Source organism: Mycoplasmatota bacterium (assembly GCA_018394295.1).
Classification (GTDB): domain Bacteria; phylum Bacillota_I; class Bacilli_A; order Haloplasmatales; family Haloplasmataceae; genus JAENYC01.
Map to the genome: position 1 here is coordinate 744,404 of CP074573.1, position 24,823 is coordinate 769,226.

Genomic DNA, 24,823 nt, shown 5'->3' on the forward strand with positions numbered 1-24,823 from the left:
TATGGATGTGAATAAGATAAGACAAGACTTTTATGTTCTTGCCAATAGTAATTTATCCTATTTAGATAATGCTGCTTCTACACTTAAGCCTAAATCAGTGATAGATATGTTAAACTATTATAATGAAAGATTAGGTGTTAATATTCACCGTGGAGTATATCGTATTAGTTATGAAGCAACAGAATTATATGAGAAATCTCGAAAAAAGACTGCCGATTTGCTAAACTGTCAATTTGAAGAGGTTGTTTTTACACGTGGTACTTCAAGTGCATTAAATTTAGTCGCATCTAGTTATGGAATGAATATGATTCAAGAAGGTGATGAAATCATTACCTCTGAACTAGAACATCATTCATCAATGTTACCATGGCAAAATGTCGCTAAAATCAAAAAAGCTAAATTAGTTTATGTCCCATTAGATGATGATAAGAGAATAACAATTGAAAATTTCAAAAAAGTCTTAAGTGATAAAACAAAGATTGTCGCATTAAACTATGTTTCAAATGCGATGGGATATATGACACCAATTGAAGAAATTATTGAACTCACCCATCAGAAAAACGCCTTAGTGATTGTTGATGCAGCGCAAGCTGTTCCACATATGAAAGTAGATGTAAAAGCACTTGATTGTGATTTTTTAGCTTTCTCAGGACATAAAATGTGTGGACCTACAGGAATTGGTGTCCTCTATGGAAAGTATCATTTACTTCAAGAAATGGAACCAATTGAATTTGGTGGCGATATGATTGATCACGTAGGACTTAACGAAGTAACTTATAAAGATGCACCTTATAAGTTTGAGACAGGAACACCATTAATTGCCTCTGCGATTGGATTAGGTGCAGCGATTGATTATATTCAATCAATTGGTTTTGATTTTATTGTTAAGCATGAACAAATGTTAAGAGATTATATGCTTAGTCAAATGAATAAATTAGATGGTGTTACAATTTATAATTTAAAAACAGATACTGGTATTGTTTCATTTAATATTGATGGTGTCCATCCTCATGACGCTGCAAGTGTTTTTGATGAAGAGAATGTGGCGATTCGTGCAGGACATCATTGTGCTCAGCCACTAATGCATTGTTTGAATCAAATCGCAACCGTCCGTGCATCTGTTTATTTTTACAATACAAAGGAAGATATTGATCAATTAATTGAAGTAATCAAAAAAGCTAAAGCCTTTTTTGATAACTTTATGTAGAGGGGAAAAAAAGATGTCAAATGGTAATTTAGAAACCTTATATCGTCAAGTAATTATGGATCATTATAAAAATCCACGAAATAAAGGATTAAAAGAGAATGAGTTATATTATACTGTCCATTTAAAAAATCCAACTTGTGGTGATGATTTAACTATTCAAATTAAAGTTGAAGATAATATAATAACGGAAGTTTTCCATGATGGGTCGGGTTGTTCTATATCGATGTCAGCTGCTTCTGTCATGAGCGAAACGATTAAAGGATTAAGTTTAGATGAAGCCCAAAAAATCATTGAAAATTATGTTCATATGGTTAAAGGTGAAACTTTCGATAGCGAAATGTTTATGGGTGATGCAATTGTTTATCAGGGTGTGTCTAAGTTTCCAGCTCGATTTAAATGTGCTACAATTGCATGGAAGGCTTTAGATAAAGCCATAAATAATCACAAAGATGGTACCCATGAAAAAAAATAGTATAAAGTAGGTGAAAAAAGTGGCAGAAAAAAAACATAACCAAGATTTAGAAAACATTGTTGGTGATTATAAATATGGTTTTAAGACAGAAACAAAAAATGTTTTTAATACAGGTAAAGGGTTGAATGAAAATGTCGTTCGACTCATTTCAGAAAGAAAACAAGAGCCAGAATGGATGTTAAATATACGTTTAAAAGCTTATAAACATTTTATTAAAACCCCTAATCCTGAATTTGGACCTGATTTATCTGACATTGATTTTGATGAATATACTTATTATATTAAATCAACAGAAAAATCAGAGAACAAATGGGAAGATGTCCCATCAGAAATTAAGGAAACTTTTGAGAAATTAGGGATACCAGAGGCTGAACAAAAATTTCTTGCAGGTGTATCAACCCAATTTGAATCAGAAGTTGTTTATCATAATACAATAAAAGAATTAGAAGACCAAGGGGTTATTTTCCTTGATACAGATAGCGCTTTACGTGAATATCCTGATATATTTAAAGAATACTTTGCAAAATGTGTACCAGCTACAGATAATAAGTTTGCCGCATTAAATACAGCAGTTTGGAGTGGCGGTTCTTTTATTTATATTCCTAAAGGGGTTAAAGTTGATAAACCACTTCAATCTTACTTCCGAATTAATTCAGAACAAATGGGTCAATTTGAAAGAACGTTGATTATTGTTGATGAAGGGGCATCTGTTCATTATGTGGAAGGGTGTACAGCACCTATTTATTCTAAAGAATCACTTCATGCAGCAGTCGTTGAGATATTTGTTCGTGAGGGTGGTTATTGTCGTTATTCAACTGTGCAAAATTGGGCGAACAATATCATTAACTTAGTTACTAAACGTACGATGGTTGATAAAAACGGTCATATGGAATGGATTGATGGTAATATTGGTTCAGGTATTAATATGAAATATCCGGCTTGTGTTCTTCGAGGAGAAGGGGCAAAGGGAACAACTGTATCAATTGCTTTTGCTGGAAGTGAACAATTTCAAGATACAGGAGCAAAGATGATTCATCTAGCACCTAACACCTCTTCGACAATCATTTCTAAATCGATTTCTCGAGGTGGTGGACGTGTGAATTATCGTGGACTAGTAAACATTGGTAAAAACGCTGAACATGCCAAATCACATGTTGAATGTGATACAATTATTTTAGATGGATTATCAAAATCAGATACTATTCCAACTAATATTATGAATAATGATAGTGCCTCACTTGAACATGAAGCTACTGTTTCTAAAGTATCTGAAGATCAATTATTTTATTTAATGAGTCGTGGACTCACAGTAGAACAAGCAACAGAAATGATTATTATGGGATTTATTGAACCATTCGCTAAAGAATTACCAATGGAATATGCAGTTGAACTAAATCAATTACTTAAATTAAACATGGAAGGTTCGATTGGCTAATAACTTATTCGCACATTGTAAAATGTGCGATTTAATCTATAAATGATTTGGAGAACTATCATGAATAATAAAGTTATAACGATTATCCTTCTCATGACAATGACAGTGTTTATCAATAATTTTGCTCATCCTGTTACGCCAGAATTAGTTAGTAATATTGGATATAATTCGGTTTTACTTGGAACTCTATTTGCTGCAATGGCATTATCAAATTTTTTGATGTCACCCGTTTGGGGTAGATTATCTGATAAATATGGACGTAAACCTTTTATGGTTATGGCACCAATCGGATATGGTTTAGCACAATTAGGTTTTGGTTATTCAACTAATCCTAATAGTATCATTATGTTTAGACTATTGGCTGGTGGGGTTACTTGTGCCTCGTTTGTTGCTGGTATGGCTTATTTAATTGATGTATCCGACATAAATAAGCGAACTAAAATTATGGCCTTATATACAGCGGTAATAGGATTTGCAGGGAAATTTGGAAATTTATTGGGTGGTTACATTGGTGATTCAGATTATCATCAAGCCTTTCTAGCACAAGGAGAGTTAAGTATTTTATCTAGTTTTGTGATTTTTATTTTTCTTAAAGAAAGTCATCAACAAAAGCAGCTTGTTTTGAAGAGTAATATCATGAAGGATTTTTATAAATATCGAAATACAATTGTTCCCTTTTTATTGATTATTACAGTAATTACAAGTTTTTTTGCGATTGGATTTAATAGTAGTTTTAATTCTTATATGAAATTTGAGATGGATTTAAGCCCTAAAGAAATTGGGCAAATCATGGCATTAACTGGTTTGATAGGAATCGTTATGAATATAATTATCTTACCAATTATTAAAAGAAAATTTAACGATTATTTTTTATTAATTCTTAGTCTTTTCTTTATGTTTACCACTTTGCCACTCGCTATGTTTTTTGAATCGATTAATTTTAATCTATTTATCGTGATGTTAATTCTCTTTTTTGCCTTTTTAGCTTTATATCGACCATTACTACAAAGTATATTATCTAAAGTGGGAAATGCTAATGGTGAAATTATGGGCTTAAATAACGCCTCTAATGCTTTGGGGATGATGGGAGGTTCATTTTATGCTGGTGTAATATTCATGCTAAATGTAAACCTTACATTTTATTCATTATCAGTAATTGGAATGTTAACTTTTGGATTATTAGTCTCAATGAGAAAGAAATTTGAACAATTTAGGTGATATTATGAAAGAATATTTAAGAAAAAAAGGATTGGCTTTAAGAAAACAAATGCATCAAGATGAAGTAAATGATTTATCAAAAAAAATTATAAAACAAATTAAAAAACAAATAGACCTTATGCCTTATCAAGTATTTGGGTTTTATATGCCATTAGGAAATGAAGTGGATTTAAGACCCTTAATGAGAGAATTAATCGATTTAAGGAAAACAATTGTAATTCCTAAAGTACATGATCAATATACAATGGATTTTTATCCTATTGAAACAATTAATGATGTTCATAAAGGTCATTTTGGTGTATTAGAACCAAATTGTAATAGAAAAATGCCAAAAAATAAGATTGATATTATCTTTATTCCTGGCATTTACTTTTCTTTTCAAAATTATCGTTTAGGATTTGGTGCAGGATATTATGATCGTTATTTAAAAGACTATTATCAAGAGAAAGTTGGAATTTGCTATTCCTTTCAGCATATTAATAATATCCCTTCACAAGATTATGATATCCCAATGGATTTTATTATAACGGAAAATCCATCACATCAACCCCATAATTAGGGTTAGATTTTATATCGGTTGATTTTAATGATATTTTTGATAATGCAACCCCTGCTTTTGTATCGTTTTCGGCAGTTGTTGAAATATCAGCCATTGCTAAAAAGCCAACTAATTTATCAAATTCATCTACAACCAGTAAACGACGGATTTGACGCTGACCCATAATATGAGTCGCTATACCCACTTCATCCTCTGGATTTACAGTAATTAAATTGGTTGTCATGATATCTTCTAAACGTGTATTCCCATCATTATTTTGAGCTAATCCTCGAATAATCATATCTCTATCTGTGATAATACCAACAGGATGATTATCATCATCGATGATAGGTATACAACCGATATTATGCTCTAACATTAAGATAGATGCATCTTTCATTGAATTATAAGGTTTTAAACTTATAACGCTTTTAGTCATTATTTCTTTTATTTTCATATTCATGCCTCCTTATAAATATTTTTTGTATCTTAAGTTTTTTATATACATCAGATATAAAAAATGGTTATACTTGCATATAATAAAAAATAGGGAGGGATTTTTATGTTTCGTGTTGATAGAATTAATCTGAATAATAAGGCATTTTTTACCTATACGATAAAATTGCCTAAAACTACTTTATTAGTTATTGCTAATGATATTGGTTATTTTACTTGTCGTGCGATTGATGTGGATGTTTTTGATTCAAAGCCACATTTAAAAGAACGAAAAGTTGTTTGCGGATGTGCAACAGGTGTTAAAACAATTGAAGAATTATTAAATGCGCCTTTAGTAAAGGTGACACAAGCTGCAAAAAATTTAGGAATATATGAAGGAATGATTGTTCGTGATGCCTTAACTAAACTAGAATAAAATGCATAGACATAGACGTAGAAGAAAATTTACAGTAAATAAGGTAATCTTATTTTTAGTACTCATTTTCCTTTTGTTTATGGTTTTATCAAAGATGTATTATCGTTCACCACTCATCGTCTATGCAAAACAAAAATCTTATTATTATGCGTCTGTTTTAATTAATGATTCGATAAGTAATCAAATTGTACCTAATATTGATACTAGTAAAATTATAAATATGGAAACAAAAAGTAATGGTTATGTTACAAGTGTGATTGTTGATGTTTATCAAATTAATATGTTAATTTCTAAAATGACTAAACAAATTCAGGACCAATTATTGATTTATCAAAAGGATTCTAACCATGAACTAAATCATTTATCAATTCCTATTGGCGTTATGTTTGATAATCCTATAATGAATAATATTGGACCAGAGTTAAACATTAAATTGAAAATTATTGGTAGTGTTTATACTGATATTGTATCATCCGTTAAACCTTATGGGATAAATAATAGTTTAATTGAAGTAGTGATTAAAACAAAAGTAAGGTTTCAAGTAGCTATTCCATTTCAGAAAGATGAAATAGAAGTTGAAACAAATACACCATTATTAATTAAAATTATTCAAGGGAGTGTTCCACATTATTATTATACTGGAGGAAATGGTAATTTTAGTAATCCTCCAAAAGATGATAATCCTCAACCTGATAGTGGTTTGTTAGAATAATAGTTATTTAAAATTGTATTCGTATATGATATAATTATTTTTGAGGTGTTAACATGATTAAAATCAAAAACAAAGTGTTTGAACTAGTTAAGGATTATAGAGATGCATTCAGTGAACAATTGTTTAAAGAAAAATACTTAGAATCATTTGATAAATATGATGTCATTGTAGGTGATATGTCATCTAATATTTTACGGTTAAAAGGTTTTACTTCAAGAAAATCAGATTCACCCTTTTATGTAAATAAGATACCAGATTATTTAAATGAATCATGTAATTATAATTGTCCTTACTTCATCGTTAAAAGAGTAAAAAATGTATAATGGTTATTTAATTGATTTAGATGGAATTGCTTATTTAGGTGAAAATGTGATTCCTTCATGCCGTGATTTCATTAACAGGTGCGTAGAAGAAAAGATTAAGTTTTGTTTTGTGACTAATAATTCAACCAGAACAACAAAAGAAGTCTATGAACATTTAAAACGAATTGGTTATAAAGTAAATCAGGAAAATATCATAACATCAAGTGAGGTTACAGCAAAATATATAAAAAAGGAAAATCCTTTAGCAAATGTCTATTTGATTGGAATGAATGGAATTAAGACTGAGTTTGAAAAAAATAAAATTTCAATGGTGTCTAAAAATGCAGATTATGTTGTCGTTGGTCTTGATTTCAATATCAATTATGAAAAGGTATCGATAGCTTGTGAAGAAGTATTTAATGGAGCAAAATTTATTTCAACAAATAGTGATTTAAGGCTATCAAGAACAAATGGTATAACACCTGGTAATGGCTCTCTTACGAAAGTAATAGAATTAGTGACAAATGTTGAACCAATCTATATGGGTAAACCTCAAATTGAAATGCTTGAATATGGATTAGAAAAACTTAATTTACCTAAAGAAGAAGTTGCGATGATTGGAGACAATTATTTTACTGATATAATGGGTGCTCATAATTTTGGAATGGATAGCATATTTGTTGAAACAGGTGTAATGAAAATTCAAGATTTAGAGGCGTTTACTAAGCAACCGACAATTATTGTAAGAGATTTGTCACAACTAAAGATAAAATAAAGATGTGAGTTTATCAATTGACCCACATCTTTTTTTGGTATATTAATTTAATCAAAAGCGATAATATGTGTGATGAAAGCACTATTTTTTTTAAAATCTCTTGAAAAATTATTTAGAAGTAGTATGATAGATATTGGACTTAAATTAACGAAAATGTTAAAGATAAATATTGTATCAAATTATTTCTTTAGTCTAGCGATATTTTAAATAATAATAGAACAAATAGATAGTGTTTTTTATTAAAGAGGTGTATTATTATGACTAATTATATTAATTTAGAAGCAAGTAAACATCAAATGAAACTGGTAATGATGGGTGCGGATGTAAAACAAATTTATTCAAAACTATGTTATGTTCGATTTGATTTAGACAGATGTAGAGTTTCTTATGTCTATAATATTAATAAAAGTAATCGTTATTTTTTAGAAAGAATTAAACCTTATCCATTACCCTATAGGGATTTCAATAACGAAGAAGATATTATAAATGAAATAAACTTTGACATCAAACAATTTCAAAACGCTGAATTAAGTCAAAATATATACAAGTTTATACAAATAAATAAAAATATACATAACTTAATGAAGGAGTTTGAGGATTTATTTTTATATTACAATGTACCAAAAGAGAAATTTGCATATTTATTGGATGAATTAAGTCAAATCTCTGACATGATAAAAAAGGTTCAAAATAATTCAGATAAAATATTTTTTGAAAGTGAACCATAGCAATCAAATAAAAGATCATATATAGATCATGGTATCTAAATATGAATAACAATCTATGTAAAATAATATTGTTTTAGGAGCAGGGAATTATGTATAACCATTTTTTAACTATTATATCAAATCAATCTTATATGATTACCGCAATTTTAATTTTTATCGTAACTTATATTTTTATTATTACTGAAAAAATTAATCGTACGGTTATTACCTTATTTGCCGCTATCGTCATGATAGTAATTCATATCATTGATGAAGAAAGTGCAATTAAAGCGATAGATTTTAATACAATCGGATTACTAGTAGGGATGATGATCATCGTTAATATATTAAAAAGAACTGGTGTATTTCAATTTATTGCGATTAAGGCAGCGAAATATGCTAAAGGTGATCCATGGAAAATTATTTTATTCTTTTCGGTTATTACCGCTTTATCATCTGCCTTTTTAGATAATGTGACAACAATCTTATTAATAGCACCAGTAACATTTGTTATTACCGATACTTTAAAAATTAATCCTATCCCCTTTCTAACAACAGAGATTTTAGCCGCAAATATAGGAGGTACTGCCACTTTAATTGGAGATCCACCTAATATCATGATTGGCGGAAAAACGGATTTAGGTTTTCTAGATTTTATAACTAATTTAGGACCTGTGATTATTGTTATTTTTATCATCACACTGTTTATATTAAAACTTCTTTATCGAAAGTCATTAAAAGTTGAAAAGGAAAACAAATTAAAAATAATGGATTTTGATGAATCAAAAACGATTAAAGACAAACCGCTTTTAATTAAAAGTCTTATTGTTTTAGGAATTACTATTATTGGTTTTACAATCCATGAAATCCCTTTTATTAATGTAGAAACTAGTATAGTAGCATTATTAGGTGCTAGTTTATTATTATTAATTAGTAAGGTAGATGTAGAAGAAATACTTTTAGAAATTGAATGGCCAACAATCTTTTTCTTTATCGGATTATTTATTATTGTTGGAGGTCTAGAACAACAACAGATAATTCATAAATTAGCTCATAATTTATTTACCTTTACTAAAGGAAATATGTTATTTACAGCGCTTGTTATATTATGGTTATCAGCGCTTGCTTCCTCATTTTTAGATAACATTCCATTTGTTAGTGTCATGATTCCATTAATTAAAAACTTTCCCGAATATGGTGGTAATATGGGAATAGATATTACACCACTTTGGTGGGCACTAGCATTAGGTGCATGCTTAGGTGGAAATGGAACCTTAATTGGTGCTTCATCTAATGTAATTGTAAGTGGGTTGCTTGAAAAGAATGGGAATAAATTATCGTTTCTTAAATATATGAAAATTGGATTCCCTCTTATGATTGTTTCAGTGGTCATCTCTATGATATATTTAGTTATCTTCTATTTATAAAAATTAGATTGATTTATTATTTTAGCGAGGTGTTTGTATGAAAAAATATATTGATTCACAGGCGAATCAACATGAAATGAAATTAATTCAAATGGGAGCAAAGGTTCTACAAATCAATAGTAAAATGTGTTTTATTAAATTTTGTATTGATGAATTTGAAGTATCTTATGTATATAGTATTAATAAGAAAAATCATTATTTTCTCGAGAGAATCAAGCCTTATCCGCTTCCAATTAAAGATTTTGAAAAAGAAGAGGATGTTATCAATATAATTGAAATTGATATTAAACAATTTAAAAATGCTAGTAAGAGTCGTAATATTAAAGAATTTATTCAGATAAATACTGCACTCAATAAAACTATAAAAGAATTCGAGGACTTATTTTTATATTATAACGTTCCGAATTTTGAAACTGAAATCATTGAGAATAAAATAAATGATATTCATAAAGAAATTATCAAAACAAAACAACAATCTGAACGTGTTTTCTTTGAAAAAGACCCTGATAATATTTAAGAAACTATAAAAAAAGTAGAAGAGATGGATATCCCTTCTACTTTTTTTATACATAATAAGTTCCTTTACAAACTAGCCTTGCTTTACCACAATATAAAACTTCATCATGAATGATTTGAACTGTTGTAAGACCACCTAAAGTTTCTACTTCAATCTCTTCATCTTCATTTATTTTATCTATTTCTTTTAACAACATGGTAGCACCACAAATATTACTTCCACAAGATAGGGTTAATTTTGATCCTTTTTCATAGGTGATAATTGAAAATGAATTTGGATTATTTGGAGTAATTAAACCTACATTACAATTAAAATGTTGACATAAATGTCTTCCTAAAGTCCGTTTAAAAAAATGATAACCTATATCTCCATTATTTATAAGATAAAGATGATTATTACCTATGTTTAAAAAATATAGGTGAAATTTCTTACCATAAAAATAATAATTTTCTTCTTTGAATGTATTTGATATTTTAACTTTGACAATAATATTATTTAGAGTATTCATTGTTTCATAAATTCCTGAATCTGTTTTAATTTTTAATTTCTGTTTTTCTTTATATTTTGTATCAAATAAATATTTACTAACGATTCTTAATCCATTAACGCATAGTGATGCCTTACTTCCATCGCTGTTGTATATTTTTACATATGGGATAGGTCTGTATTTATTACTTAATATTAATGCACCATCTGACCCAATACCAAAGTTTTTGTTAGACATTTTTTCGATTAAACGACCAATATGTAAATTTTTATTTACACATTCATCTAATATTAGAAGATAATTATTACCGTTTGCTTCAAACTTTACAAAAGGTATTTCCATCTTATCAGCTCCTATTAAGTTTTTTAGTGGACAATTAAAGATAAAAAATATATAATTGAATAAGTGTCAAAAAAAGGAGTGGCTTAAATGAACGATATAGAAAAACAAGTCGTTGAAATATTAGGAAAAATCCGACCATATATTCAAAGAGATGGTGGGGATGTTGAATTTATTAGATTTGAAGACGGCATTGTATTTGTCAAATTATTAGGGGCTTGTGTTGGTTGTTCAGCAGCAGATTCAACTATTAATGATGTGATTGAACAAATTTTAGTTGAAGAGGTACCAGGAGTTATCGCAGTAGAGCATATTTAATAAAAGTGTTTCCCATTTGGGAACACTTTTATTAAACTAGTTTACGAATTAAATTCAAATTATCTTCAATAATTGGAATATTCTTAAACAATAAATTAATTTCTTTTTCTTGATTATATTTTACATATTTTAGAAAAATTTCAAAAAAATATAGTGAAAAACCTACTAAGCTATAAAAAAGCTTTGTGTTTGGTCGATAATTTTTTAGAAACTGGTTTATTTCTGTTTCAGAATATGGTTTAATATATATATTCGGAACATTGACTATATCTAGCGCATATTTGTAGTTATAATTTAAATTTATTAATAATTGTAAACTATTTTCTGCCATATGTGAAAAATATAAATACAATGTTTGAATTTGTAATGGAAGTTTTGGAGATTTTAAGACATAATAATTATTGAATTCATTTAAAAGTTTTTCTAAATCGTAATTAAAATATTCAATTAAAGTGTTCTTACTAATTTCCATATAATCATCCCTTCAATAAAGTATATGCAAGAAATTTGAAAATTTGAAAGGAGGTTTCATAATGAAAGATGTTGATTATGAAATATTAAGAAATAAAGCCATTAAAATGCTTGAATTAAGAGGGGTTAAATTAGTTGATATTGCTAAAATTACTTTAGAAATACAAACACAATATTATGATGATTTAACGCTTGAGGAATGTTTGGATCATGTAAATAATGTTTTAACAAAAAGAGAAGTAATTAATACTGTTTTAACAGGTATTACAATTGATATTATGGCTGAGGAAGGTCATATTGAGGAACCATTAAGATCTTTACTCATGAATGATTATACTTTATATGGAATTGATGAAGTATTGGCATATTCAATTGTGAATGTATATGGTTCTATCGGATTAACGAATTTTGGTTATATTGATAAATTAAAAGTTGGTATTATTGGCGAAGTAGATAAAATAGGGAAACAACCTAATAAATGTAATACCTTTTTAGACGATATTGTTGGTGCAATAGCTGCTGCTGCTGCTAGTCGTATTGCACATACTAGATAATCATTGGAGGCTTAAAATGTTTTTTAATTTTCCTTTAGTTACATCTGTAATCGCTTTGGTAATAGCACAACTAATTAAATTACCTATTCATTATTTCCTTCATAAGGAATACATGCCAGAGATATTACTTAGTACAGGTGGTATGCCTAGTTCACATTCGGCTTTTGTTACTGCTTTAGTCATTTCAATTGGAATGGTAAATGGTATTTATACCACAGATTTTGCGATTGCTTTTGTTTTAGCTGGAGTTGTGATACATGATGCGACTGGAATAAGAAGGGAAGCAGGAAGACATGCTACTGTTTTAAATAAAATGGGGGAAGACATTCAATACTTGTTTAGTTCTATGATAAAAGAAAGAAATAAAGAAAAATATGATCAAAAATTCAAAGAATTATTAGGTCATGAACCAAGTGAGGCATTAGGAGGAATTATCTTAGGTATTTTAGTTGCTAGTATTTTATATTTTGTAGAATATGGATTATAATAATAAATCATTGATTTATTATTTGTAATCCTTTTTTTTATATAAAACTATCATTTTAATTATAAAATTATATTTTTAATTATTAAATATAGCCTACTATGGAAGACTAATAAATAGTTCAATGAAAGTAGGTAAATAAATGATTGAAAATACTTATGATGTAACGATAATTGGTGGTGGACCTGTTGGAATGTATGCTGCATTTTATGCTTCACTACGAAAATTGAAAGTAAAAATAATTGATGCACTACCTGAATTAGGTGGGCAACTACAAGCAGTCTATCCGGAAAAATTCATTTATGATATACCTGGATTTAAAGAAGTAAAAGCTAAAGATGTCATTTCTAATTTAAAAGAACAGATGGCTAGTGTTAATGAAAATATTGAAGTCGTTTTAAATGAACGTGTAGAATATGTTAGGAGACGATATGAAGATAATATTTTAGAAATATGTACAGGAAACGTTTGTCATTATACAAAAACGGTTTTAATAACAGCGGGAAAAGGTGCTTTTCAACCACGTACATTAGGCTTATCAAATGAAAAACAATTTTCTAATATACATTATTTCATTACTGATGTGAAGCACTTTGAAGATAAAGAGGTCATTATTTTTGGTGGTGGTGATTCCGCCGTTGATTGGGCTAATATGTTAAATGATATTGCCAAAAAAGTAACTATTGTTCACCGTCGTAATGATTTTAGAGCACATGAACATAATGTAGATAAAATGAAAACTTCAAAAATAAATGTCTTAACTCCCTATGTTGCTACAAAATTAGAAGGATCTAATGGATTGGTTAATAAAGTTCATATAAAAGACACATTAACTTCAGAACCAAAAGTGATTGAAGTCGATGATGTGATTGTTTTATTTGGCTTTTTAAGCTCTCTTGGACCTATTGGTACCTGGGACTTAACATTAGAAGATAGAGCTTTACTAGTTGATTCTCATAAACAAACTAATATTTTAGGTATTTATGCAGCTGGTGATGATTGTATTTATCCTGGTAAAGTTAAGATGATTACCTGTGGTTTTGGAGAAGCAGTAATTGCGGTTAACAGTATTTATCGATTTATATTTCCTAATCATAAGAATGCACCGATATATAGTTCTGGGTTAAAAAAGAATGAGAAATAGATTAAAAACACCTAATATTTTTGTAATATATATATTTTACCTAAAACAATGAAGAATATAAACCAATATTCTACATAAAACTTGTAAAAAATCCAATGGATGATTTTATCTTTAAATAGCTTTGTGATATAATAAGAAATGGATTTTTAGAATAGAGGTGTATTTTATGGCATTAAAAGAAGGGAGTGTCGTTCGAGGCAAAGTTACAGGTATTCAGCCTTATGGTGTTTTTGTCAAATTAAACCACGATATGAATGGTTTAATTCATATTTCAGAACTGACGGATGATTATGTAAAAGACATTAATGAATATGTCAAAATAGGTGATGTTGTTCGTGTTAAAGTTTTAGAATTAGATGAGAAAAATAAAAATGCTAAATTAAGTCTTAAACAAGCACACAATTACTATACGCGCTTTCAAGACAGACGGCAAAGTAAAAATAAAGTGATTGAGGAAACACCCAGTGGGTTTCTTAATTTGAAAAGAATGTTAGAAAAAATTACAAAATTCAAAAAATAGGAGATTGCAATGGAACAGATTTTACAATTTGATTACTCTAATATAAAAGATTATTTGTCTTCTGATGAATTAAATACTTATCAACCATATGTAGAAGTTGCTCATAAACTTTTACACGATAAAAGAGGACTTGGAAATGAATATTTAGGTTGGTTAGACTTACCAGAAAGTTATGACTTAGAAGAATTTACAGCAATATTAAATGCTGCTACTAAAATAAGAAACCACTCTAAAGTTTTAGTCGTTATCGGAATAGGTGGGTCATATTTAGGCGCTAAAGCAGCTATTGAATTATTAAACCATCATTTTTATCAAATGAAAAATGAGGTAAAAGTTTTATTTGCTGGACAAAATATTTCATCAAGTTATTTACATGATTTAATAGAAGTGTTAAAAGATACAGATTTTTCAATCAATGTCATTTCTAAGTCAGGTACTACAACAGAACCAGCCATTGCCTTTCGAATATTAAAAAAATTATTAGAGGAAAAATATGGAAAAGAAGCAAGTCGTGAAAGAATCTTTGTGACAACCGATAAATCTCGTGGTGCACTTAAGAAATTAGCATCCGCTGAAAATTATCAAACCTTTGTCGTACCAGATGATGTCGGAGGACGCTACTCGGTTCTAACAGCAGTGGGGTTATTACCAATTGGGGCTAGTGGAATTGATATTAAAAAAATGATGGATGGTGCCTATCAAGCGATGGTACAATATGCAACACCATATTTAGAAGAAAACGCAGCTTATCAATATGCAGTCATTCGAAATAGTCTTTATAATAAAGGCAAAACAATCGAGTTATTAGTAAATTATGAACCTGCTTTACAATATTTTGGAGAATGGTGGAAACAATTATATGGTGAATCAGAAGGAAAAGATAATAAGGGTATTTTCCCAACCTCAGCTAATTTTTCAACTGATTTACATTCATTAGGTCAATACATCCAAGAGGGTCGTCGAGATTTATTTGAAACGGTTATAAATGTTTTAGAACCTAAGCATGAAATCATTATAGAAAAAGACTCAAATAATTTAGATGGCTTAAATTATTTAGCGGGATTAACGATGGATGAAGTTAATAAAAATGCTTTTAAAGGAACATTACTTGCTCATTTAGATGGTGGAGTACCTAATCTTGTCATCAATCTAAGAAAATTGGATGCTTTTGAATTTGGGTATTTAGTTTATTTCTTTGAGAAAGCATGTGCAATATCTGGGTATTTACTTGGGGTTAATCCATTTGATCAGCCTGGAGTAGAGGCATACAAAAAAAATATGTTTGCACTACTTGGAAAACCTGGTTATGAAACATTATCTGAGGAGTTAAATCAAAGATTGAAGTTAAAATAACAATAAATAACAGTTTATATTGAGAAAGATAAGATAAACATTAACACATAATAATATTGGTGATAATATGAAAAAAGGATTCCCATTTATTTTTGTTTGTTTAATGTTTATCTTTTTTTTTACGGTTCAAGTTCAAACGAGTGCCCAAGTAAAAAAAGCTTATGATGAGTATACAATTTATATTGACCCAGGTCATGGTGGATATGATGGTGGAGCTAAAAGAAATAATGATTTAATTGAAAAAGAACTCAATTTATCAGTAGCTCTATATTTACGAAATTATTTAGAACAAGTGGGTATTAATGTTTTATTAACTCGGAATAAAGATATGGATTTTGTTTCTCCTGGAAAGGGATCAAAGAAAAAACGTGATTTAGATAAACGGATTGAGATGATTAATAATTCTAATTGTGATTTTTTTGTTTCTATCCATATGAATGCTTTAAGAAATCCAAGGTGGCATGGAGCACAAACCTTTTATTTTGATAATTTTGCAGAAAATAAGTTATTAGCTGAAAAGATTCAACAAACGTTAGTAGAAGTTTTACAGAATACACATAGAAAAGCAAAAACGGTAAACACATTATATCTGTTTAAAAAGGTTAAGAAACCAGGCGCTTTAATTGAAGTTGGGTTTTTATCGAATCCATATGAAGCAAATTTACTAAAACAAAGACAATATCAAGATAAAGTTGCTTTTGGGATTTATCTTGGGATTATCCATTTTTTAAATAAGGAAGATATTCTTATGGAATACTAAAGGATATTATTTGAAAAAATACTTTATTCATTGTAAAATAAAAGTGTAATCTAAAGATAAGAGGTGATGTCATGTTAAAGAAAATTAAAGATAACTTTTACTATTTAGGTGTTATTGATAAGGCTTTAAAAGTATTTGATGTAATTATGGAAACTAAGTATGGTACATCATATAATTCCTATTTGGTAAAAACCAAAAATCATAATATTTTGATTGAAACTGTAAAAGTTAGTTTTTTTGATGAATACATTAAAAATCTTAATGAAATCGTTGGGGTTGAAAATATCGATACCATTATTGTTAATCATACAGAACCTGACCATGCAGGTTCTATTGAAAAATTATTGATGTTAAATCCTAATATTACGATTATAGGTTCTAAATCAGCTATCCTATATTTGAAAAATATTACAAACAAATCGTTCAATAGTCAAGTAGTAAAGCCTAACCAAGAAATAATATTTGATGATAAAACTTTTCAATTTATAAGTGCACCATTTCTTCATTGGCCAGATTCTATCTATACTTACATTAAAGAGGATGAAGTTTTATTTACCTGTGATTCGTTAGGGACACATTATGCATTTGATGAAGTATTCTTATCAAAAATGAATAAAACACTATATAAAGATTATCTTGAATCATTTCAATATTATTATGATGCTATTTTTGCACCATATAAGAAGTTTGTATTACAAGCATTAGATAAAATAAAAGATTTGAAAATTAAGATGATTTGTAATGGTCATGGACCAATACTTGATGAAAATATTCAATTTTATTTAGATACCTATAAAAAGTGGTCTACTGTTTATAACCCATTTGATAAATTAATAGTGATTCCTTATGCAACTTCATATGGATATACAAAAATAATGGCAGAAAAGATTGCTCAGGGAATAAAAAATTATGATGATACAATCGATATTCATTTATATAATCTAAATGTAAGTAATTATAAAGCGCTTGAACAACAAATTGTTTCAGACATTTATTACGCTGATGGTGTATTATTTGGCTCAACAACAATTAATAAAGATGCAACACCAGTTATTTGGGATTTAGTTATTAATATGAATGCGATTATCCATCAAGGTAAATTTGTTACTACCTTTGGGTCTTATGGATGGAGTGGTGAAGGCGTTGACAATATCCAAACACGTTTAAAAAATGCTAGTTTAAAAGTATTGCCTTCCTTTAAATTAAAATTTAAACCATCATTAGAGAATGAAATAATGTTAGAAAAATATGGTGAAGAATTAGCTGAAGCCATATTTAGTAAAAAAATTCAGGTTCAATTAATCAATGATGAAAAAGTAACAATGAGTTAATAATTTCAAAAAGTCTAAATTTTTTAGACTTTTTTTCTTGATTTAATCACCAAATTTATTTTTTGACTTATGATATATTAGTTTAAAAAAATGGGTGATTGTCATGGGTATAAAGCAGTATAGATTATTGACTTTTTATCAAGATAAGAGTTTTAAAGATACAAAGAAGATCTTATATAACCAATTTTATCTATATATTGTGATATTATTGGGATTTACTGCGATGTCTGTCACATTTTTAAATAGATTAGATTTTTTATTTAACAATTCGAAAAATATTCTTATTACTTCATTTGTAATAGTTCCAATTATTTATTTCATCATAAAATCAATTTATGGATTAATTTTGTTACAAGAATCTTATCAATCATTTCACTATAAATTAATTAACGAATTCAGTTTATTATATATTTTAGGGTATCACATAATCTTATTGTCATTTTTTGAAAATAATTTGGTGTATTGTTATGAATCACTGCTTTTGATTTTAATTGGTTTTATTTTTCAACGTTTTAAAAATGAAATCATAATTTTGATTGCGATAGTACTGACTGTTTGTTCTCTCTATTTTTTATCATCATTTTGTGTATTTAATATTTATCTAATAATTATAACCTTTATTTTCACTTTATTTATGTTATATCCAATTGTATTTATTCTAGATAAAGAAATTGATAAAGAAATCGAATTAATTATGTTAGGTAATAAAAATAATCCAAATGGTAAAATTAAAGATTTTTTGAGAAAAATAAAATAGATATTAAAACACCTCAGATTGGGTTGATATATTCTCTATATTCGAGATATAATATAAGCAGTCTTAATGAATGGATGATGACAATGAAAAAGTATCAAGTTGAAGTAAATAATTTACGAGAAACACAGAATTTAGCAATTGAAATAGGTAAGCGATTATTTCCAGGTACTGTTATCACCTTAGAAGGTGATTTAGGCGCTGGAAAAACGACTTTTACTAAAGGAATCGCTTTAGCTCTAAATATTAATAAAACAGTAAATAGCCCAACTTTTACGATTATAAAAGAGTATGAAGGGGATTTACCTCTTTATCATATGGATACCTACCGAATAAGTGATGATTTAGAGGATTTAGGTTTTGATGAATATTTCTATGCAAATGGTGTAACATTAATTGAATGGGCAAGACATATTCAATCACAACTGCCTTCTGAAAGACTTGAAATTAATCTTTATGTAACTGGTGAAACAAAAAGGGTGTTTGAGTTTTTTCCATTAGGACAAAAATATGAACAACTTTGTGAGGTGTTAGTAAATGAAAAAATTATTGATTGATACATCAACTCAAGTATTAATGATTATTTTAGAAGAAGACGATAAGGTTAAGGATTATATTCTTGAAGTGGTTATTCGTGACCATTCTGTAAAATTAATGCCAAGTATTGAAACCCTTTTGAAAAGAAATCAAATTGATATTCAAGAAATTGATCAAATCATTGCTTCAGAAGGACCAGGAAGTTATACTGGTGTTAGAATTGGGGTTACTGTAGCGAAGACATTAAGTTATACTTTGAATATTCCATTAAAGAAAATATCTAGTTTAGAAGTAATTAGTGCTTCTTATATTAATCAAGCAAAATATATTGTTCCTTTAATTGATGCTAGAAGAGGCAATGTTTTTTCAGCTCTATATAACGTTATTGACCATAAACTTAATTGTATCTTCGAACCACAATTATATCATTTTACAGATTTTATCCAACAAATAATAGAAGTAGTAAAAGGAGATGTCATATTTGTTGGATATGATAACCACAAGTTTAAAATAGAAGATCCACAGTTCCATTTTCCATTTTCTTTGATTGAAGATTTTAATCCTGAGTTGGTGATGACACTAGATTTTGAAAGGGTAGCTAATATTCATCACCTTGTCCCTAATTATAAAAGATTAACTGAGGCAGAAATGAATTTAAAATGAAAAGTGAAAGTACTGTACAGAAAATAGATGATGTAAATGATTTTGTTGAGATTATGGAAATAGAAAAAAAAGCTTTTGTTGATCCATTTACTAAAGATTTATATCTTTCTGATTTTTTAAATCATCCGTATAGTGTTTATTATAAGTTAGTTTTAAAAGATAAAATCATTGGATATATTGGTTTATGGATAATGTATGAAGATGTTCAAATAACTACTTTCGCAATTGATCCTACCTATCAAGGGTTAGGATATGGAAGTGTGTTAATGGATTTTACAGTTAATCTTGTTAAAGAAAAAAAATGTCAAAATATTACCCTAGAAGTAAGAGTATCTAATGATAAAGCAATACAATTGTATGAAAAATATCATTTTAATAAAGTAGCAAAAAGGAAACGGTATTATCCAACTGGAGAAGATGCTTATTTAATGGAATTGGTAATGTAAAGAAATATAATAATCGTTATAATTTATCTTTTTCACATTAAGAATAAGAAAATAAGGGTAAAAACTTATAATTTGATAAACAGTGATTAAGGTTATAAGATTTTTATTGTATTTATTAAAAAATTCACTTTTAAATTGAAAAAAAAGTAAAATTTGTGTAATATTATAATTATAGAGATTGATTAAGTTAATCAAAGATTGACCTTTGATTGATAATATCTATCTTAGTTAATAAAAGTAGGTGAAATAATGATTGATACGAAAAAATTTGAAACAGAAGAGTTTAATCATCAATATTATTATAGTGGCAATGACTTAGGGTATGTTTATACAAAAGATACGACATCCTTTAGAGTATGGAGTCCTTTTGCGATAAAAGTATCATTGTTTTTATATGATAAAGGTTATAAAAGTAAACCTTACGATAAGATAAAAATGAATAAAGATATGAATGGGACCTGGTATATAGATATTAAAGAAGACTTACATGGTGTTTTTTATACATATGGAATAGAATTTCAAGATGAAAAATATGAGACTGTTGATATTTATGCGAAGGCATGTGGGGTTAATGGTGAAAGAGGGATGGTTGTTGATTTAGAGAAAACTAATCCAGATGGTTTTTCAGAAGATGTTCGACCTAAATTAATTAATACTACTGATTCAATCATTTATGAAGCGCACATTCGTGATTTAACGATTCATAAAACAGCAAATGTGCAAAACCCAGGAAAGTTTTTAGGGCTAGCCCAACACAATACTAGAAGTCCAGAAGCTTTAACAACTGGATTAGACCACTTAATAGAATTAGGTATAACGCATATTCATTTACTTCCTGTGTTTGATTTTGGTTCTATTGATGAGGCTAAACTTGATAAACCACAATATAATTGGGGATATGACCCAGTAAACTATAATTGTTTGGAGGGGTCTTATTCAACTAATCCAATTGATGGTGAGGCAAGAATAAGAGAATTTAAAACATTAGTACAAGAATTGCATCGAAGCAATATTCGCGTTGTTATGGACGTTGTTTATAATCATACCTATTTTCAAAAGAATTCTAATTTTCATAAAACATTTCCACATTATTATCATCGACAAACAGAAAATAATGAATTCGCTGAGGGGTCTGGTTGTGGTAATGAAGTTGCTTCAGAACGGTTGATGGTTCGTAAATTCATTATTGATTCTGTGACTTATCTAGCTAAAGAATATCATATTGATGGATTCCGTTTTGATTTAATGGGATTACATGATATTCAAACAATGAATGAAATTCGCCTAGCACTTGATAAAATTGATTCTACTATTCTGATATATGGTGAAGGATGGACTGCAGGAGAAACACCACTTCCTGTCAATAAAAGGGCACTTAAAGAAAACATGTCTAAAATGCCTAGAATTGCTGCCTTTAATGATGATTGTCGTGATGGGATTAAAGGGGATGTCTTTTATGCAAAACAGCCTGGATTTGTTAATGGTGGTATTGGGTTAGAAGAATCTGTGAAATTCGCGATTGTTGGTGCAACTGATCATCCACAAATTAACTTTGATAGAGTCATTTATTCAAAAAAACCATGGGCAACTCAACCTAATCAAACCATTAATTATGTCTCATGTCATGATAATTTATGTTTATTTGATAAAATTGTTGAAACAACAGAGGGCCTTGATATGACAACGCGTATTAAGATGGCTAAAATGGCTAATACTATTGTATTAATGAGTCAAGGAATTCCTTTCTTTTTATCTGGTGAAGAGATGTTAAGAACAAAAAATGGTGATGAGAATAGTTATAAATCACCTGATATGATTAATCAAATTATTTGGCATAGTAAATATGACCATATTGATTTATTTGAATATTATCGTGGGTTAATTGAATTAAGAAAAGCACATCCTGCATTTAGGATGACAACTACTGAAATGATACAAAAACATCTTAGATTTTTGGATACTCCAGTAACTAATACGATTGCTTACAATATAACTGATTCAGCCAATCATGATACATATGCAGATATTGTTGTTATATTTAACGCTAATATTACAGAAGTTAAATTTAAGTTACCACATTTTGGTGTATGGAATATCATTGTTGATAATAATAAAGCAGGGACAGAGGTTCTAAAGAAAATTACAGGTGATGAAATTGTTGTGCCTGAATTAACTTCTTTGGTACTATATTCTAATGAAAAACATGTCAATGAAGTAACTGTTGTTGGACAAGAAAAAACAGATCTTAAGAAATATGCAGGCTATGCAATTGGTGCGATTGGGCTAATTATGTTCTTAAGAAGAAGAAAAAAGAAACGTAAATAAATAGGGCATTAGCCCTTTTTATATGGAGAAAAGAGTGATTGTATGAAAGATATCATCGTATTAGCTGTTGAATCAAGTTGTGATGAAACAAGCGTAGCGATTGTAAAAAATGGTAAAGAAGTATTATCGAATATTGTTTCTTCACAAATTGATATTCATAAGAAATTTGGTGGAGTTGTACCAGAAGTGGCTAGTCGACATCATGTAGAGAATATAACACTTGTTTTAGATGAAGCCATAAAAAAAGCAAATATCAAGGTTAAAGATATCACTTGTGTAGCCGTAACAAAAGGTCCAGGATTAATCGGTTCTCTACTTGTTGGTATTAATGCTGCAAAAGCGTTTAGTTTTGCGAATCATTTACCTTTAATTGGCGTCCATCACATTGCAGGGCATATCTATGCAAATCATTTAGTTGAAGATTTACAATTTCCATTACTAGCCTTAGTTGTTTCAGGGGGTCATACAGAACTTGTTTATATGAAAGATCATTATCATTTTGATATTATTGGACAAACAAGAGATGATGCAGTTGGTGAAGCTTATGATAAAGTAGCGCGGGTGATTGGTTTACCTTATCCAGGTGGACCGCATATTGATAAGCTTGCTAATGAAGGAATCGATTTGTATAAACTTCCCCGAGTTATGTTGGATCAAGATAATTTTGATTTTAGTTTTTCGGGATTAAAATCAGCTGTTATTAATTTAGTTCATAATGCAACTCAAAGAAATGAAACGATTAATAGAGAGAATTTAGCTAGAAGTTTTCAAGAAAGTGTAGTTGATATTTTAGTAGGTAAAACAGTTAAAGCAATTAAAAAAAATCCTATTAAACAATTGATTATCGCTGGTGGTGTGGCTGCTAATAGCGGATTACGAAAAAGACTTCATGAAGAAATTAAAAGCTTTCCTGACATCAAACTTATTATACCTCCACTAAAATATTGTACAGATAATGCAGCTATGATTGCTGTAGCTGGAACTTTTAGTTATTTAAATGGACAAAAAGATGATTTAAGTCTTAATGGTAAAGCAAATTTAGATTTATAATATGACTTAAAATGTGTTGTCAATTCATATTGACAACACATTTTTTTATTTTTAAAGTATGTATAATTGTTTTTCGTTAGGTAGTTGTTAAAGGCTAATTAGTTATGGTATTATATTTAATAGATATATTTAAATAATAGGGGCATAGGAAAGGAGAAAAGATGGAAAATCGATTAATATTGGTAGAAGGAATACCAGGTTCTGGGAAAACAATGATTTCGAGAAAAATAAAACATGATTTAGAATCTAAGGGTGAAAAAGCAATTTTATATAATGAAGGTGATGTACACCCTGCAGATTTAGCGTGGCATGCTTATATTTCGCTAAATGAGTTTGAGAGAATTGTGAAAGAATATCCAAAATATAAAACTAGCTTAATCAAATATACCCAAATTGAAGAGAATTTTGCTTTAGTTGCGTACACAAAATTAGGTATTAGAGAAAAGGAATTATTTAAATATTTTGAAGAACACGAAGTATATGATGGGAGAGTACCATTTGAGGTTTTTAAAAAACTACATTTTAAAAGGTGGACAAAGTTCGTTGATCAAGTTAATTCTGATAGTATTATAATTTTTGAATGTGCGTACTTACAAAATCATATTAATGAATTATTCGCATTTCATAATAAAGATAGGGATAATATTATAAAATATATGCTTGAATTAATTAATATCGTAAAGAAATTAAAACCAATTCTTATTTACTTATCACAACCTGATGTAGGTGAGACAATCTCCCGTGTTGCTAAAGAAAGAGTGTCTCCTGATAAAAGCCAATATGAAGATTGGATTGATTTAGTGATCAGCTATGTTGAAAAATCAATGTATGGAAAACTAAATAATTTAAAGAATTTCGATGGTGCTATCAAATTTTTTGAACACAGAAAAAAACTTGAATTAGCTGTTATAGAACAATTACCTATAGACAAGGTGGTTATCGAAAATCCAGATTATAACTGGGAAAAAGTATTTAATAAAATTAAATCATTATGGTAAATTACTTAAAAATCTACATTTGAATATATGTAGATTTTTTTATAGGAGTTAATTTCCTTATATCATTAGTTTTTATGGCAATTAATTCCATAATTTCCTTAAAATGGT

At 28.6% G+C, this 24,823-nt stretch carries 30 protein-coding genes; 27 read left to right on the forward strand and 3 right to left on the reverse strand.

The genetic code is table 11. The features are described from left to right. Window position 1: 1 nt before the first annotated feature. Genes KHQ81_03250 through KHQ81_03270 form a run of 5 tightly spaced genes read left to right on the forward strand, consistent with a single transcriptional unit; the run spans window position 2 to window position 4,891 of the window. Entirely contained in the window at window positions 2-1,207 is a 1,206-nt protein-coding gene (locus KHQ81_03250; protein ID QVK18743.1) for a cysteine desulfurase, read from the forward strand. Between the two features lie 13 nt (window positions 1,208-1,220). Beyond that, complete coding sequence (locus tag KHQ81_03255; protein QVK18744.1) at window positions 1,221-1,679, forward strand: SUF system NifU family Fe-S cluster assembly protein; 459 nt, start codon at window positions 1,221-1,223, stop codon at window positions 1,677-1,679. Between the two features lie 19 nt (window positions 1,680-1,698). After that, on the forward strand, window positions 1,699-3,114 hold the full coding sequence (gene sufB / locus KHQ81_03260; protein QVK18745.1) for a Fe-S cluster assembly protein SufB: 1,416 nt from the start codon (window positions 1,699-1,701) through the stop codon (window positions 3,112-3,114). A gap of 60 nt (window positions 3,115-3,174) precedes the next feature. After that, window positions 3,175-4,332 carry an MFS transporter gene (locus KHQ81_03265; GenBank protein ID QVK18746.1) on the forward strand — a complete coding sequence of 386 codons (1,158 nt, stop codon included), beginning with the start codon at window positions 3,175-3,177 and terminating at the stop codon, window positions 4,330-4,332. Between the two features lie 4 nt (window positions 4,333-4,336). Further along, on the forward strand, window positions 4,337-4,891 hold the full coding sequence (locus tag KHQ81_03270; protein QVK18747.1) for a 5-formyltetrahydrofolate cyclo-ligase: 555 nt from the start codon (window positions 4,337-4,339) through the stop codon (window positions 4,889-4,891). On the opposite strand, the gene KHQ81_03275 is transcribed toward KHQ81_03270, so the two are convergent. Beyond that, window positions 4,854-5,327, reverse strand: a complete 474-nt coding sequence (locus tag KHQ81_03275; GenBank protein QVK18748.1) for a CBS domain-containing protein — start codon at window positions 5,325-5,327, stop codon at window positions 4,854-4,856. The genes KHQ81_03270 and KHQ81_03275 overlap by 38 nt on opposite strands. Window positions 5,328-5,432: 105 nt before the next feature. Between KHQ81_03275 and KHQ81_03280 the strand changes: the two genes are divergently transcribed. The 7 genes from KHQ81_03280 to KHQ81_03310 all read left to right on the forward strand — a co-directional run bounded on the left by KHQ81_03280 (window position 5,433) and on the right by KHQ81_03310 (window position 10,181). Further along, on the forward strand, window positions 5,433-5,741 hold the full coding sequence (locus KHQ81_03280) for a DUF1805 domain-containing protein (GenBank protein QVK18749.1): 309 nt from the start codon (window positions 5,433-5,435) through the stop codon (window positions 5,739-5,741). 1 nt (window position 5,742) lies between these two features. Next, entirely contained in the window at window positions 5,743-6,453 is a 711-nt protein-coding gene (yunB, locus tag KHQ81_03285; protein QVK18750.1) for a sporulation protein YunB, read from the forward strand. Window positions 6,454-6,506: 53 nt separating this feature from the next. Beyond that, on the forward strand, window positions 6,507-6,776 hold the full coding sequence (locus KHQ81_03290; GenBank protein ID QVK18751.1) for a YutD family protein: 270 nt from the start codon (window positions 6,507-6,509) through the stop codon (window positions 6,774-6,776). Continuing rightward, entirely contained in the window at window positions 6,769-7,530 is a 762-nt protein-coding gene (locus KHQ81_03295; protein QVK18752.1) for an HAD-IIA family hydrolase, read from the forward strand. The genes KHQ81_03290 and KHQ81_03295 overlap by 8 nt, the downstream gene beginning before the upstream one ends. A gap of 257 nt (window positions 7,531-7,787) precedes the next feature. Beyond that, window positions 7,788-8,258, forward strand: a complete 471-nt coding sequence (locus KHQ81_03300; protein ID QVK18753.1) for a hypothetical protein — start codon at window positions 7,788-7,790, stop codon at window positions 8,256-8,258. Between the two features lie 131 nt (window positions 8,259-8,389). Beyond that, window positions 8,390-9,664, forward strand: a complete 1,275-nt coding sequence (locus KHQ81_03305; protein QVK19537.1) for an ArsB/NhaD family transporter — start codon at window positions 8,390-8,392, stop codon at window positions 9,662-9,664. Window positions 9,665-9,701: 37 nt separating this feature from the next. Continuing rightward, a complete protein-coding gene (locus KHQ81_03310; GenBank protein QVK18754.1) occupies window positions 9,702-10,181 on the forward strand; it encodes a hypothetical protein in 480 nt (159 codons plus the stop codon). Between the two features lie 46 nt (window positions 10,182-10,227). Here the strand turns inward: KHQ81_03310 and dapF are convergent, their stop codons facing one another. Beyond that, window positions 10,228-11,010, reverse strand: a complete 783-nt coding sequence (gene dapF, locus KHQ81_03315) for a diaminopimelate epimerase (GenBank protein QVK18755.1) — start codon at window positions 11,008-11,010, stop codon at window positions 10,228-10,230. An 87-nt stretch (window positions 11,011-11,097) separates the two neighbouring features. Here dapF and KHQ81_03320 point away from each other — a divergent pair, with 87 nt between their 5' ends. Further along, on the forward strand, window positions 11,098-11,325 hold the full coding sequence (locus KHQ81_03320; protein QVK18756.1) for a NifU family protein: 228 nt from the start codon (window positions 11,098-11,100) through the stop codon (window positions 11,323-11,325). A gap of 31 nt (window positions 11,326-11,356) precedes the next feature. Here the strand turns inward: KHQ81_03320 and KHQ81_03325 are convergent, their stop codons facing one another. Then, window positions 11,357-11,797 (reverse strand): hypothetical protein, encoded by a 441-nt coding sequence (locus KHQ81_03325; GenBank protein ID QVK18757.1) that lies wholly within the window; start codon window positions 11,795-11,797, stop codon window positions 11,357-11,359. A 61-nt stretch (window positions 11,798-11,858) separates the two neighbouring features. Here KHQ81_03325 and KHQ81_03330 point away from each other — a divergent pair, with 61 nt between their 5' ends. The 14 genes from KHQ81_03330 (at window position 11,859) to KHQ81_03395 (ending at window position 24,715) form a co-directional block, all read left to right on the forward strand. Further along, window positions 11,859-12,350: a phosphatidylglycerophosphatase A gene (locus KHQ81_03330; protein QVK18758.1), complete on the forward strand. Its 492-nt coding sequence runs from the start codon at window positions 11,859-11,861 to the stop codon at window positions 12,348-12,350. Window positions 12,351-12,366: 16 nt separating this feature from the next. Next, on the forward strand, window positions 12,367-12,837 hold the full coding sequence (locus KHQ81_03335; protein QVK18759.1) for a divergent PAP2 family protein: 471 nt from the start codon (window positions 12,367-12,369) through the stop codon (window positions 12,835-12,837). Window positions 12,838-12,976: 139 nt separating this feature from the next. Continuing rightward, window positions 12,977-13,978, forward strand: coding sequence for an NAD(P)/FAD-dependent oxidoreductase (locus KHQ81_03340; protein ID QVK18760.1), 1,002 nt, complete (start codon window positions 12,977-12,979; stop codon window positions 13,976-13,978). 166 nt (window positions 13,979-14,144) lie between these two features. Continuing rightward, window positions 14,145-14,498 (forward strand): S1 RNA-binding domain-containing protein, encoded by a 354-nt coding sequence (locus KHQ81_03345; protein ID QVK18761.1) that lies wholly within the window; start codon window positions 14,145-14,147, stop codon window positions 14,496-14,498. Window positions 14,499-14,507: 9 nt separating this feature from the next. Further along, the gene (locus tag KHQ81_03350) at window positions 14,508-15,851 is read left to right on the forward strand and encodes a glucose-6-phosphate isomerase (GenBank protein QVK18762.1); all 1,344 of its coding nucleotides are present in this window, start codon (window positions 14,508-14,510) and stop codon (window positions 15,849-15,851) included. A gap of 67 nt (window positions 15,852-15,918) precedes the next feature. After that, window positions 15,919-16,611, forward strand: a complete 693-nt coding sequence (cwlD, locus tag KHQ81_03355) for an N-acetylmuramoyl-L-alanine amidase CwlD (protein QVK18763.1) — start codon at window positions 15,919-15,921, stop codon at window positions 16,609-16,611. 71 nt (window positions 16,612-16,682) lie between these two features. Continuing rightward, on the forward strand, window positions 16,683-17,942 hold the full coding sequence (locus KHQ81_03360) for an FprA family A-type flavoprotein (protein QVK18764.1): 1,260 nt from the start codon (window positions 16,683-16,685) through the stop codon (window positions 17,940-17,942). Between the two features lie 103 nt (window positions 17,943-18,045). Further along, window positions 18,046-18,699: a hypothetical protein gene (locus KHQ81_03365; GenBank protein ID QVK18765.1), complete on the forward strand. Its 654-nt coding sequence runs from the start codon at window positions 18,046-18,048 to the stop codon at window positions 18,697-18,699. 83 nt (window positions 18,700-18,782) lie between these two features. Next, window positions 18,783-19,253: a tRNA (adenosine(37)-N6)-threonylcarbamoyltransferase complex ATPase subunit type 1 TsaE gene (tsaE, locus tag KHQ81_03370; protein QVK18766.1), complete on the forward strand. Its 471-nt coding sequence runs from the start codon at window positions 18,783-18,785 to the stop codon at window positions 19,251-19,253. Continuing rightward, complete coding sequence (gene tsaB, locus KHQ81_03375) at window positions 19,234-19,896, forward strand: tRNA (adenosine(37)-N6)-threonylcarbamoyltransferase complex dimerization subunit type 1 TsaB (protein ID QVK18767.1); 663 nt, start codon at window positions 19,234-19,236, stop codon at window positions 19,894-19,896. The genes tsaE and tsaB overlap by 20 nt, the downstream gene beginning before the upstream one ends. Beyond that, window positions 19,893-20,342, forward strand: coding sequence for a ribosomal protein S18-alanine N-acetyltransferase (rimI, locus tag KHQ81_03380; GenBank protein ID QVK18768.1), 450 nt, complete (start codon window positions 19,893-19,895; stop codon window positions 20,340-20,342). The genes tsaB and rimI overlap by 4 nt, the downstream gene beginning before the upstream one ends. A gap of 249 nt (window positions 20,343-20,591) precedes the next feature. Then, window positions 20,592-22,667 (forward strand): type I pullulanase, encoded by a 2,076-nt coding sequence (gene pulA, locus KHQ81_03385; GenBank protein QVK18769.1) that lies wholly within the window; start codon window positions 20,592-20,594, stop codon window positions 22,665-22,667. A 42-nt stretch (window positions 22,668-22,709) separates the two neighbouring features. Next, on the forward strand, window positions 22,710-23,717 hold the full coding sequence (tsaD, locus tag KHQ81_03390; GenBank protein QVK18770.1) for a tRNA (adenosine(37)-N6)-threonylcarbamoyltransferase complex transferase subunit TsaD: 1,008 nt from the start codon (window positions 22,710-22,712) through the stop codon (window positions 23,715-23,717). 161 nt (window positions 23,718-23,878) lie between these two features. After that, the gene (locus KHQ81_03395) at window positions 23,879-24,715 is read left to right on the forward strand and encodes a thymidylate kinase (protein QVK18771.1); all 837 of its coding nucleotides are present in this window, start codon (window positions 23,879-23,881) and stop codon (window positions 24,713-24,715) included. Window positions 24,716-24,823: the final 108 nt, after the last annotated feature.